This window comes from Variovorax sp. UC74_104 (genome assembly GCF_044055375.1).
Lineage (GTDB): Bacteria > Pseudomonadota > Gammaproteobacteria > Burkholderiales > Burkholderiaceae_C > Variovorax.
This window is the reverse complement of record NZ_CP171978.1, coordinates 1,034,751-1,046,921: the sequence shown is the minus strand read 5'-3', so window position 1 is coordinate 1,046,921 and position 12,171 is coordinate 1,034,751. Positions and strand designations below refer to the sequence as shown.

13 protein-coding genes and 1 pseudogene are annotated in these 12,171 nt (G+C 67.8%); 13 read left to right on the top strand and 1 reads right to left on the bottom strand.

Going from position 1 to position 12,171, the window contains the following annotated elements; translation table 11 throughout:
* The first annotated feature begins 19 nt into the window (after positions 1–19).
* The 13 genes and pseudogenes from hpaE to ACHMXA_RS04985 all read left to right on the top strand — a co-directional run bounded on the left by hpaE (position 20) and on the right by ACHMXA_RS04985 (position 11,433).
* Positions 20–1,487: pseudogene (gene hpaE, locus ACHMXA_RS05045) on the top strand (5-carboxymethyl-2-hydroxymuconate semialdehyde dehydrogenase).
* A complete protein-coding gene (locus ACHMXA_RS05040; RefSeq protein ID WP_395318998.1) occupies positions 1,484–2,458 on the top strand; it encodes a tripartite tricarboxylate transporter substrate binding protein in 975 nt (324 codons plus the stop codon). The pseudogene hpaE and the gene ACHMXA_RS05040 overlap by 4 nt, the downstream one beginning before the upstream one ends.
* Before the next feature lie 3 nt (positions 2,459–2,461).
* Positions 2,462–2,797, top strand: coding sequence for an aromatic ring-opening dioxygenase subunit LigA (locus tag ACHMXA_RS05035; RefSeq protein ID WP_395318996.1), 336 nt, complete (start codon positions 2,462–2,464; stop codon positions 2,795–2,797).
* Positions 2,798–2,882: 85 nt separating this feature from the next.
* The gene (locus ACHMXA_RS05030; RefSeq protein WP_395318994.1) at positions 2,883–3,710 is read left to right on the top strand and encodes an extradiol ring-cleavage dioxygenase; all 828 of its coding nucleotides are present in this window, start codon (positions 2,883–2,885) and stop codon (positions 3,708–3,710) included.
* Positions 3,711–3,726: 16 nt separating this feature from the next.
* Positions 3,727–4,134 carry a 5-carboxymethyl-2-hydroxymuconate Delta-isomerase gene (locus ACHMXA_RS05025; protein ID WP_395318992.1) on the top strand — a complete coding sequence of 136 codons (408 nt, stop codon included), beginning with the start codon at positions 3,727–3,729 and terminating at the stop codon, positions 4,132–4,134.
* Between the two features lie 26 nt (positions 4,135–4,160).
* On the top strand, positions 4,161–4,964 hold the full coding sequence (gene hpaH / locus ACHMXA_RS05020) for a 2-oxo-hept-4-ene-1,7-dioate hydratase (protein WP_176665721.1): 804 nt from the start codon (positions 4,161–4,163) through the stop codon (positions 4,962–4,964).
* 12 nt (positions 4,965–4,976) lie between these two features.
* Positions 4,977–5,798: a 4-hydroxy-2-oxoheptanedioate aldolase gene (gene hpaI, locus ACHMXA_RS05015; RefSeq protein WP_176665720.1), complete on the top strand. Its 822-nt coding sequence runs from the start codon at positions 4,977–4,979 to the stop codon at positions 5,796–5,798.
* A 27-nt stretch (positions 5,799–5,825) separates the two neighbouring features.
* Complete coding sequence (locus tag ACHMXA_RS05010) at positions 5,826–6,296, top strand: ester cyclase (protein WP_176665719.1); 471 nt, start codon at positions 5,826–5,828, stop codon at positions 6,294–6,296.
* 38 nt (positions 6,297–6,334) lie between these two features.
* Positions 6,335–8,071: a dihydroxy-acid dehydratase gene (ilvD, locus tag ACHMXA_RS05005; RefSeq protein WP_395318989.1), complete on the top strand. Its 1,737-nt coding sequence runs from the start codon at positions 6,335–6,337 to the stop codon at positions 8,069–8,071.
* A 36-nt stretch (positions 8,072–8,107) separates the two neighbouring features.
* Positions 8,108–9,103: a Bug family tripartite tricarboxylate transporter substrate binding protein gene (locus ACHMXA_RS05000; protein WP_395318987.1), complete on the top strand. Its 996-nt coding sequence runs from the start codon at positions 8,108–8,110 to the stop codon at positions 9,101–9,103.
* 94 nt (positions 9,104–9,197) lie between these two features.
* Positions 9,198–9,998 carry a class II aldolase/adducin family protein gene (locus ACHMXA_RS04995; RefSeq protein ID WP_395318985.1) on the top strand — a complete coding sequence of 267 codons (801 nt, stop codon included), beginning with the start codon at positions 9,198–9,200 and terminating at the stop codon, positions 9,996–9,998.
* An 18-nt stretch (positions 9,999–10,016) separates the two neighbouring features.
* Positions 10,017–11,006 carry a 2-dehydropantoate 2-reductase gene (locus ACHMXA_RS04990; protein WP_395318983.1) on the top strand — a complete coding sequence of 330 codons (990 nt, stop codon included), beginning with the start codon at positions 10,017–10,019 and terminating at the stop codon, positions 11,004–11,006.
* Between the two features lie 199 nt (positions 11,007–11,205).
* Positions 11,206–11,433, top strand: coding sequence for a hypothetical protein (locus ACHMXA_RS04985; protein ID WP_395318981.1), 228 nt, complete (start codon positions 11,206–11,208; stop codon positions 11,431–11,433).
* Positions 11,434–11,488: 55 nt separating this feature from the next.
* Here the strand turns inward: ACHMXA_RS04985 and ACHMXA_RS04980 are convergent, their stop codons facing one another.
* Positions 11,489–11,710, bottom strand: coding sequence for a hypothetical protein (locus tag ACHMXA_RS04980; protein ID WP_395318979.1), 222 nt, complete (start codon positions 11,708–11,710; stop codon positions 11,489–11,491).
* Positions 11,711–12,171 lie beyond the last annotated feature (461 nt).

The following is a 12,171-nucleotide window of genomic DNA, read 5'->3' as shown; positions in this document are numbered from 1 at the left end:
GTGAACCGGACCTTTCCCCATGCAACAGATCGACCATCTCATCGGCGGCAAGTCCGTCAAGGGCTCGGACTACTTCGAGACCGTCAACCCCGCCACGCAGGAAGTGCTGGCAGAAGTCGCCTCGGGCGGCGAAGCCGAGGTCAACGCCGCGGTGGCCGCCGCGAAGGAAGCCTTTCCCAAGTGGGCCGGCATGCCCGCGCCCGAGCGCGCGAAGCTCATCCGCAAGCTAGGCGACCTCATTGCGAAGAACGTGCCGGAGATCGCGCAGACCGAGACCAACGACTGCGGCCAGGTCATCGCGCAGACGGGCAAGCAGCTGGTGCCGCGCGCGGCCGACAACTTCTACTACTTCGCCGAGATGTGCACGCGTGTGGACGGCCACACCTACCCCACGCCCACGCACCTGAACTACACGCTGTTCCATCCGGTGGGCGTGTGCGCGCTCATCAGCCCGTGGAACGTGCCCTTCATGACGGCCACCTGGAAGGTCGCGCCCTGCCTGGCCTTCGGCAACACCGCCGTATTGAAGATGAGCGAGCTCTCGCCGCTGACGGCCGCGCGCCTCGGTGAACTGGCGCTGGAAGCCGGCATTCCGCCAGGCGTGCTGAACCTGGTGCACGGCTATGGCAAGGAAGCCGGCGAGCCGCTGGTGGCGCACCCCGACGTGCGCGCCATCTCGTTCACCGGCTCCACCGCCACCGGCAACCGCATCGTGAAGAGCGCGGGCCTGAAGAAGTTCAGCATGGAACTCGGCGGCAAGAGCCCCTTCGTGATCTTCGAGGACGCCGACCTCGACCGCGCGCTCGACGCGGCCGTGTTCATGATCTTCAGCAACAACGGCGAGCGCTGCACGGCCGGCTCGCGCATCCTGGTGCAGCAGTCGATCTACGCCGACTTCGCGGCCAGGTTCGCCGAGCGCGCGAAGCGCATCACGGTGGGCGATCCGCTGGACGAGAAGATCATCGTCGGCCCGATGATTTCCCAGGCCCACCTGGCCAAGGTGCGCAGCTACATCGAGCTGGGCCCGAAGGAAGGCGCGACGCTGCTGTGCGGCGGGCTGGAGGCGCCGTCGAACCTGCCGGACCGCGTGAAGAAGGGCAACTACGTCGTGCCCACCGTGTTCGCCGACGTGGACAACCGCATGAAGATCGCGCAGGACGAGATCTTCGGGCCGGTGGCCTGCCTGATTCCGTTCAAGGACGAAGCGCACGCCATCGAGCTGGCCAACGACATCCAGTACGGCCTCTTCGAGCTACGTGTGGACCGAGAACATCGGCAAGGCCCACCGCGTGGCCGCCGCGGTGGAAGCCGGCATGTGCTTCGTCAACAGCCAGAACGTGCGAGACCTGCGCCAGCCCTTCGGCGGAACCAAGGCCTCGGGCACCGGCCGCGAAGGCGGCACCTGGAGCTACGAGGTGTTCTGCGAGCCGAAGAACGTGGCGGTGTCACTGGGCTCGCATCACATTCCGCACTGGGGCGTGGCGTGAACTCCCGGCGCCGCACGCTGCTGCAGGGCGCGGCCGCATTGGCGGCCCTGCCCTCGCTCGCACGCGCGCAGGGCACATGGCCCGCCAAGCCGATCCGCGTGATCGTGCCCTTCACCCCCGGCGGCACCACTGACTTCGTCGCGCGCCTCGTCGGCACGGAGCTGTCGAAGACGCTGGGCCAGCCGGTGATCGTCGACAACAAGCCCGGCGCGGGCACGGTGATCGGCGTCGATGCCGCAGCCAAGGCCGCGCCCGACGGCTACACCTTCGTCTGCGTGGCCAACAGCTTCACGGCCAACCAGACGCTGATCCGCAAGCTGCCCTACGACACGCAGAAAGACCTGCGCCCGGTCGCGCTCATGGGCATGTCGGAGCACGTACTGGCCACGCATCCGGGCAGCGGCCTGAAGACGCTGGCCGACCTGCGCAACGCCGCCAAGGCGAAGCCCGGCACGCTGAGCTTCGCTTCCTTCGGCAACGGCACCTCGGCCCATCTCTCGGGTGAGATGCTCAGGCTGCAGATGGGCCTGGACATCGTGCACGTGCCCTACAAGGGCCAGGGTCCGGCGCTCACCGATCTGCTCGGCGGACAGGTGACGATGATGTTCGGCAACTGGCCGGAGTTTCGCGGCCACATCCAGAGCGGCAAGCTGGTGGCGCTGGGCATGGCGACCGCGCAGCGCTCGCAGTACGCGCCGGCCATACCCACACTGGCCGAACAGGGCGTGGCCATCGAGTCCAATTCCTGGAACGGCCTGCTGGCGCCCGCCGGCACGCCCGACGCCGTCGTGCAGCGCATGAACGCCGAGGTGAACCGCGCGCTCGCGGGCCCTGCCGTGACCGATGCCTTCCAGAAGGGTGGCATCGCGTCGCTGTCGGGCACGCCGGAGCGCTTCGCGGCCTTCATCCAGAGCGAGATCGCGAAGTACGCCGAGGTGATCCGCAAGGCCAACATCCAGATCGAGGGCTGAACCATGAGCCTCTATACGATGCAGAAATTCCTCTTCGCGCTCAACCGCGAGCCGGAGGTGCAGCGCCGCTACGCCGAAGGCGGCGAGGCGCGCGCGGCGCTGCTGGGCGCCTACGACTTCACCGAAGAGGAGCGCGAGGCCATCGACACCGGCGACATCGGCAAGCTCTACGTGCTCGGATGCAACGGTCAGCTGCTGATGCACTTCGCACCGCTGCTGGGCATTCCGTGGGCCGACTACCTCGAGGCCATGCGCGAGGGCGTGCGCAAGTACGGCCCGGTGCGCGCGGGCATCTACGCAATGACAACGGGCACGGACGAAAAGGTGGCAGGAATATGAAGACCCCCACGCTCCCCACTTCGTGTGGTTCGCTGCCCCCCGAGGGGGCGCTCGATGCCCTTCGGGCGGCCGGGCGGGCATCGATATGAGCCTCGTATTCGCAGGCGTGTGCAGTCACGCCCCCGGCATCACCGGCCGCGCGCATCTTGCCGACCCGGCGGTGAAGGACGAGTTCCACGCGCAGTTCCATCGCTTCGGCGAGGCGATGCGCGCGACGAAGCCCGACGCGGTGATCGTGATCGCCGCCGAGCACTTCGCGAACTTCTTCATGAACAACATGCCGGCCTACGCGATCGGCATGGCCAACAGCTACGAGGGCCCGATCGAAGACCCGAAGTGGCTGGGCATCGAGAAGCACCGCATCCCCGGCGACGCCGCGCTGTCGCAGCGGCTGATCCGCGAGGTGATGCAGACTGTGGACGTGGCCTACGCGGAGGAGTGGAAGTTCGACCACGGCATCATGGTGCCGCTGAACTTCCTCACGCCGAAGTTCGACACCAAGATCATTCCCGTGAACATCAACTGCCAGGGTCCGCCGCTCACGCCGCTGCACCGCGCATGGGCCTTCGGCGAGGCCCTGCGCCGCGCCTGCGACAAGGTGCCCGAGCGCATCGCGCTGGTGGGCACGGGCGGCATCTCGCACTGGCCGGCCACGCCCGACTCGGGCAAGGTCAACGCCGAATGGGACGCCGAGTTCATGCGCCGCTGGTGCGCCAACGACCGCGAGGCGCTGCTTTCGCAGGACGACTACAGCGACGAGGCCACCTACCGCGAGGCGGGCCAGGGCGGCTTCGAGATCCGCACCTTCATCAGCGTGGCGGCCGCCGCGCGAGGCAAGGGCGAGATCTTCCACATGAAGGCGATCCCGATCTTCGCGGTGACCTGCACGGCCGCGACGATGTCGGTCGAATGAACGCAAGGAAGCGACGATGCCCCACCTGGTGATCCTCTACACGCCGAACATCGAGGCCGAGACCGGCATGCAGGCCCTGTGCCGCACGCTGGCCGACACCATGCTGGAGCAGCGCGACGAGGCCGGCAAGCCGGTGTACCCCACCGGCGGCACGCGCGTGCTGGCCTACCCCGCTGCGCACTACGCCGTGGCCGACGGCAAGGCCGACTACGCCTTCGTGTACCTCAACCTGCGCATGGCCGCGGGCCGCTCCGAGGCGGTGAAGAAGAAGGCCGGCGACGACCTGCTGGCGGCCGTGCGCACGCACTTCGCGCCGATCTTCGACAAGCGCCACATCGGCATCACGCTGCAGATCGACGAGAGCCCGGGGCAGGTGTACGACGGCAAGCACAGCAACCTGCATCCCCTGTTCAACAAGACCTGAACGACAAGAAGAAGAGAGCGTCCCCCATGCTGTCCCAAGCCACCATCGCCCAACTGGCCGCCGAGCTGCACGAAAGCGAGAAGTCGCGCGTGCAGGTCGAGCACTTCTCCAAGCGCTTTCCCGAGATGACCATCGACGACGGCTACGCCATCTCGCGCGAGTGGGTGAAGACCAAGATCGCCGAGGGCCGCACCGTCAAGGGCCACAAGATCGGCCTGACCTCGCGCGCGATGCAGCAGTCCAGCCAGATCGACGAGCCGGACTACGGCACGCTGCTGGACGACATGTTCTTCGAGCAGGGCGGCGACATCCCGTTCAAGCGCTTCATCGCGCCGCGCATCGAGGTGGAGCTGGCGTTCGTCCTCGGCAGGAAGCTGCAGGGCCCGGACGTGACGATGTTCGACGTGCTGGCCGCCACCGACTACGTGGTGCCCGCCATCGAGATCATCGACGCGCGCATCGAGCAGTTCGACCGCCACACCAAGGCGCCGCGCAAGGTGTTCGACACCATCTCCGACAACGCGGCCAACGCCGGCATCGTGATGGGCGGGCGGCCGGTGAAGCCCGACGCGGTGGACCTGCGCTGGGTGAGCGCGCTGCTGTTCAAGAACGGCGTGATCGAGGAATCGGGCGTGGCCGCCGCCGTGCTCAACCACCCGGCCAACGGCGTGGCCTGGCTCGCGAACAAGCTCGCGCCGTGGGACGAATGCCTGGAGGCCGGCGAAGTGGTGCTGGGCGGCTCCTTCACGCGGCCCACGACGGCCGTGCCCGGCGACACTTTCCACGCCGACTACGGACCTCTGGGCTCCATCTCTTTTCGTCTAGTCTGAACGAACAACACCATGCACACACCCATCAACACCTTCAAGCAGGCCCTCGCGGCCGGCAAGCCCCAGATCGGCCTTTGGGTCGGGCTGGCCGACGGCTACGCGGCGGAGATCCTGGCCGGCACCGGCTACGACTGGCTGCTGGTCGACGGCGAGCACGCGCCCAACGACGTGCGATCGGTGCTCGCGCAGCTGCAGGGCATTTCCAGCGCATGGTCGGCGCAGGCCGAGGCCGACCGCTCGCACCCCATCGTGCGCATTCCGGTGGGCGACACCACGCTGATCAAGCAGTACCTCGACATCGGCGCGCAGACGCTGCTGGTGCCCATGGTCGACACGGCCGAGCAGGCCGCGCGCCTGGTGCAGGGCATGCGCTACCCGCCCGAGGGCATCCGTGGCATGGGCAGCGCGCTGGCGCGTGCCTCGCGCTGGCAGGCCTATCCCAACTACCTGCACGAGGCCAACGCGCAGACCTGCCTGCTGGTGCAGGCCGAGACGGTGGAGGCGATGAAGAACCTCGACGCCATCGCGGCCACGCCGGGCGTGGACGGCGTGTTCATCGGCCCGGCCGACCTGTCGGCCTCGATGGGCTTCGTGGGCCAGCCCAACCACCCGGAGGTGCAGGCGGTGATCGCCGATGCGATCGCGCGCATCCTCAAGGCCGGCAAGGCGCCGGGCATCCTCTCGACCACCGAAGAGCAGGCGCGCAAGTGGCTCGCGGCCGGCGCGCTGTTCGTGGCGGTGGGCGTGGACACCATCGTGCTGGCGGCGGCGGCGAAGCAGCTGCTGGCCAGGTACAAGGCGGCGCCGGGCACGCCCTCGGCCAACGGCTATTGATTCACTTCACACCAACGGAGCACCTCGATGCAACGCATGACCCTGGCGGCCCTGGCCGCAGCAGCCACCCTGTTCCTTGCCGCCTGCGCGCCGATGGGCTCCGGCAGGCAGGACGCCAGCGCCCAGCAGGAGGCCAACCGCCGCGCGGTGCTCGCCTTCTACGAGAAGGGCCTGAACCAGAAGGACGCCGACGCCGCCCTGCAGTACGTGGGCAACCGCTACGTGCAGCACAACCCGACGGCGGCCGACGGTCCCGAGGGCTTTCGCAAGTTCATCGCCTTCCTGCGCGAGAAATTCCCGAACTCCAGGAGCGAGATCAAGCGCAGCTTCGTCGACGGCGACTACGTGATCCTGCACGTCAACGCGATCCGCGAGCCGGGCACGCGCGGCAGCGCCATCGTCGACATCTTCAAGCTGGAGAACGGAAAGATCGTCGAGCACTGGGACGTGGTGCAGCCCGTGCCCGAGACCGCCGCGAACAAGAACGGCATGTTCTGACTTCCCTAGATCAAGCCAGCCAACCCCCAGCCAGTCCGATGACCACGCCGACCGACCCTACGCCCAAGCGCTTCCGCTCCGCCACCATCCGCGAGGGCACGATCCGTGCGACCACGCGCAGCTTTCTTCACGCGCTGGGCCAGGACGACGAGGACATCGCGCGACCGCACGTCGGCGTGTTCCACACGGGCGGCGAGATGAGCCCGTGCAACCTCAACCTGCGCGAGCAGGCGCAGCACGCCAAGACCGGCATCTACGCCGGCGGCGGCACGCCGCACGAGTGCCCGGTGGTGTCGATCAGCGACGGGCTGACGATGGCGCACTCGGGCATGCGCTTCTCGCTGATCTCGCGCGAACTCATCGCCGACAGCGTGGAAGCCTCCACGCGCGGCCACCAGTGGGACGGCATCTTCGCCATCGGCGCCTGCGACAAGAACCTGCCGGGGCTGATGATGGGCATGCTCCGCTGCAACGTGCCCAGCGTGTTCGTGCACGGCGGCTCGGCGCTGCCGGGCCAGATGCCGGGACCGGACGGGCAGGACCTCAACGTGGTCGACACCTACGAGACCATCGGCAAGGTGCTGGCCGGCACCGCCACGCACGACGAGCTCGACGCGATGAGCCGCGCCTGCCTGCCCACGGCCGGCGCCTGCGCGGGGCAGTTCACGGCCAACACCATGGGCATGGTGTCGGAAGCGCTGGGCCTGGCGCCCATCGGCTCCAGCATGGTGCCGGCCGTGTTCAGCGAACGCGCGCCGCTGATGCGCCGAGCCGCGAAGCAGCTGATGAAGGCAGTCATGGGCGACGGGCCGCTGCCGCGCGACATCGTCACGCGCAAGGCGCTGGAGAACGCCTGCGCCATCGTCTCGGCCACCGGCGGCTCGACCAACGCAGCGCTGCACCTGCCGGCCATCGCGCACGAGGCGGGCATCAGGTTCCACCTCGACGACGTGGCCGAAATCTTCGCCCGCACCCCGCTCATTGCCGACCTGCGCCCGGGCGGCAAGTACCTGGCGCGCGACGTGTTCTACATCGGCGGCGCGGGCGTGATCCTGCGCACGCTGTTGGAGCAGGGCTTCCTGCACGGCGACGCGCTCACCTTCACCGGCCGCACCATGGCCGAAGAGCTGGCCGGCGCGCTGGCGCCCGACGGCCGCGTGGTGCGCGAGGCGGGCAACCCGATCACGCGCGACGGCGGGCTGGCGGTGCTCAAGGGCAACCTGTGCCCCGACGGCGCGCTGCTGAAGACGGCGGGTCTCAAGGGCCTGGTGTTTCGCGGCCCGGCCCGCGTCTTCGAGTCCGAGGAAGAAGCCCAGGCCGCCGTGCAGAACCGCCGCTACGAGGCGGGCGACGTGATCGTGATCCGCAACGAGGGCCCCAAGGGCAGCCCGGGCATGCGCGAGATGCTGGGCATCACCGCCCTGCTCTACGGCCAGGGCATGGGCGACAAGGTGGCGCTCTTGACCGACGGGCGCTTCTCGGGCGCGACGCGCGGCCTGTGCATCGGCTACGCCGGCCCCGAGGCGGCGGACGGCGGGCCGATCGCGGCGCTGCGCGACGGCGACATGGTGTCGATCGACGCGCGGGCGGAAGCGCGCTCGATCACGGTGGACCTGACGGCCGGGGAAATCGCGTCGCGCCTTGCCGGACGTGAGGTAAACGCGGGGGTCGCGCGCGGCGGCCTGCTGGAAAAATACGCGCTCACCGTGCGCCCTGCCCACCAGGGCGCCGTGACCCACTCGGGCGCGGTCACCTGGCTGCGCGACGAGTCCTGATCGACCCTCCACAACCACCACCCGGAGAGAGACACCATGACCTTCACGCGCCGCCAGATCCTTCAGACCACCAGCGCATCCGCCTTGATGGCCAGCCTGGGCCAGAACGTCTTCGCGCAGGCGACGACGAACATCGAGACCGCCACCATCGTCACCGGCTTCGCGGCCGGCGGCACCTCCGACACCACCTGCCGCCGCCTGGCGACCAAGCTCGGCGGGGACTACGCGAAGACCGTGGTGGTGGAGAACCGCACCGGCGCGGGCGGCCAGATCGCCGTGGGCTACGTGAAGAGCAAGCCGGCCGACGGCAGCACCATCCTGCAGACGCCGACCTCGATCCTCACGATCTACCCGCACATCTACAAGAAGCTGCCGTACGACCCGATGACCGACATCACGCCGGTCAGCCTGGCCTGCATCTTCGACTTCGGCTTTGCCGTGGGCCCGGCGGTGCCGGCCAGCGTGAAGACCGTGCCCGAGTTCCTGGCCTGGGCCAAGGCCAACCCGGCCGGCGCCAACTACGGCTCGCCGGCCGCCGGCTCCACGCCGCACTTCATCGGTGCGCTGCTGGGCAAGAAGGGCGAGGTCGAGCTCAAGCACGCGGCCTACCGCGGCACGCAGCCGGCCATGCTCGACCTGCTGGGGGGCAACATCTCGGCGGTGTCGGGCCCCATCGGCGACATCACGCAGCATTTGCCGACGGGCAAGGTGCGCATCCTGGGCGTTTCGGGCGCCAAGCGCAGCCGCTTCGCGCCGGACGTGCCCACCTTCGGCGAACAGGGCCTGAAGGACATGGCGCACAGCGAATGGTTCGCCTTCTTCCTGCCGGCCAAGGCCTCGCCCGAGCTGGTGGCGAAGCTGAACGCCTCGATGAAGAACGCGCTCGCGCAGAAGGACGTGATCGACGGCCTCGGCACCTTCGGGCTGGAGGCGATGTCTTCCACCCCGGCCGAGCTGACGGAACTGCTGAAGAAGGACACCGCCAAGTGGGCGCCGATCGTGAAAGAGGTCGGCTTCACCGCAGAGGGCTAGACCACCCCGTTTCTTGCCCGCTTCGTGTAGCCGGATCCCCGCGAAGGGCGCCGGCCGGCGCGGTAGGCAAGTCATCCAGATAGAAAGAACTGCCATGAACGCACTCGCCACCACCGCGCCGTCTTCCACGACAGCGCTGGTCCATCCCTCGATCCATCCGGACGAGCGCGCCGCGCGCGAACAGCTCGCGGCCTGCTATCGCGTGTTCGCGATGCTGGGCTGGACGGAGATGATCTACAACCACATCACGGTGCGGCTGCCCGACAGCGTGACGGGCGGCGAGAAGCAGTTCCTCATCAACCCCTTCGGCCTGCACTACGGCGAGGTCACGGCCAGCAACCTGGTGAAGATCGACCTGCAGGGCAAGGTGCTCGACGGTTCGTCGTACCCGGTGAACCCGGCCGGCTTCACGGTGCATGCGGCCATCCACGACGGGCTGGAGGGCGCGCATTGCGTGATGCACACGCACACCACGGCCGGCGTGGCCGTGGCCTGCCTGCAGGGCGGCCTGCAGCAGACCAATTTCTATACGGCGCAGCTGCACGACATGGTGGCGTACCACGACTTCGAGGGCATCACGATCCATGCCGACGAGGGTCCGCGCCTCCTGAAGAGCATCGGCGACCGCAATGCGGTGATCCTGCGCAACCACGGCCTGCTGGCCTGGGGGCAGACGCTGCCGCAGACCTTCGCGATTTTGTGGACGCTGCAGCGCGCCTGCGAAATCCAGATGGCGACCTTCTCCATGGGCCAGGCGATTCCGGTGAGCGAGGAGATCGCGCGGCGCTGCACGCGCGACGCGCTGCAGTTCAGCCCCGAGCACGGCGCCGGGCAGGACGTGTTCAACGCGCTGGTGCGGCAGGTGGACCGCATCGATCCCTCCTACCGCAACTGAAACGGAACGGCCCAGCTCATGAAGATCTGCATCTACGGCGCCGGCGCGATCGGCGGATGGATAGGCGTCGGCCTCGCCCAGGCGGGCGAACGGCTGAACGTGGTGGCGCGCGGCGCCACGCTCGAGGCATTGCAGCGCGACGGCCTGTCGCTGATGCGCGGCAGCGCGGGTGGAGATGTGCGCACGCGCGTGCCCGTCAACGCGGTGGCCGACCCCGAGGCGCTCGGCGTGCAGGACCTGGTGGTCATTGCCGTGAAGGCGCCCGCGCTGGCCGGCGTGGCCGAGCGCATCGCACCGCTCATCGGCGCCGACACCATCGTGCTGGTGGCGATGAACGGCGTGCCGTGGTGGTTCCTGGAGGGCGGCTTCGGCGGCCCGATCACCGGCCACCGGCTCGCGGCCGTGGACCCCGACGGCGCCATCGCGCGCGCCATTCCGTCGCGCAACGTGGTCGGCTGCGTGGTGCACGCGAGCTGCTCGCTGGACGCGCCGGGCGTGGTGCGGCACCACTTCGGCAACGGGCTGATCATCGGCGAGCCTTCGGGCGAGGCCACGCCGCGCGTGCAGAAGCTGCTGGCGCTGCTCAGGAGCACCGGCATCGACACCACGCTGTCGCCGCAGATCCAGAAGGACGTGTGGTTCAAGCTCTGGGGCAACATGACGGTGAACCCGATCAGCGCGCTCACCGGCTGCACCACCGACCTGATCATGGGCGACGACTACGTGCGCGGCTTCATCTCGGCGGTGATGCTGGAGGCCAAGGAGATCGGCCGGCGCATCGGCATCGAGATCACCCAGAGCCCGGAAGACCGGCACGAGATCACGAAGAAGCTCGGCGCCTTCAAGACTTCCATGCTGCAGGACGTGGAAGCCGGACGCTCGGTGGAACTCGACGCGCTGGTGACGGTGGTGCGCGAACTGGGCGAGCGGACCGCCGTGGCCACCCCGTTCACTGACGCGCTGCTGGGCCTGGCGCGGCTGCGCACGCGGCAGCTCGGGCTGTACTGACCCAGCCGCCGGGCGCCGGGCGTCGGGGAGTTGGCCGGCGCCAGTCAGGCCGCGCACAGGTTCGGCCCGCAGACTGATCAGCCGGGAGGTGGGGTTGCGGGGGGCCGCAAACCCTGTACCCCCGCTTTTCGTCTTGGGCTATCCTCTCGCCACTCAAAATGCACGTAGCGATTTATTACACACCCACAAGGCTGCCTGCATGTCCGAGAACAAGGGGAGACGGATGCGTTTGATCTTCATCGAGCTGTTGGTGGCGCTGGTGTTGCTGCCCATCAGCGGCCTGTTCTGGTGGTGGGCCTTCGGCATGGGCGGCCTCGCGGTGGCCGGCTTCGTGGTGGTTGCCGGCGGCGCTCTCTATCTGGTGGTGCGGGGTGTGCGCTCGGCCAAGAGCCAGCTCGGCCACCCCGGCGACGACCGCGAGCAATAAACCGCGGGGCCTGCAACGGGCCCTGCTTCGCGCCGCGGCACAGAAACATTCGCATTCAATTCGCCGCGATTCGGCACAATATTCCTCCTGTATTTCGCGCCCGGAACGGCAATGCACTGCCGTTCATGAATTCTTTTTTCTGATTTTTTCGGCGCCTGCCCTGGTTGGCGCCGGTTTCAACGATCGAAAAATGAAACATATTCCGGCGGCGGAAATTGATGGCGTTGCCAGGCAATACAAAAGTTTTGCCTGTGGCCGAGCAAATCGAAATTCGCACCAAATATCCGCCAAATTAGATCGAAATCATTCCTCGGCCTCATGGAACACCATTGCACGCAGTTGGTGCTTTCAGCCCCGCCAAGGGGCGCTCAATTGCCGGATTAATTAGAAAAACGTACTGCCCGCCTGCCCCGGCGGCATTCCGGCCGGTCTTTGCCAACCGAAGCCATTTGTTGCCTCCGGCAGGCACATTGATGCTCCCGACCCACGGCTTGTCAGCCGCCTCCTACCGGGACACATTTCTTTACAAAATCGAACGCAATATCAAAAACCCTATACAACCTGACTTTGTGGATCGAAAACAACAATCTCCCGGCTGCGCAGGGTAATAAATAGGTCGCAATTTCCGGCCGCCGGAAGCGCCTGCAAAACGGGCAAGCCACGCCCCATTTCCCGAGTGAAAACAGACCGGTTCCGGTCATGCCGGGACATGACCCTGCGGCCGGCGTGGTCGAGGCA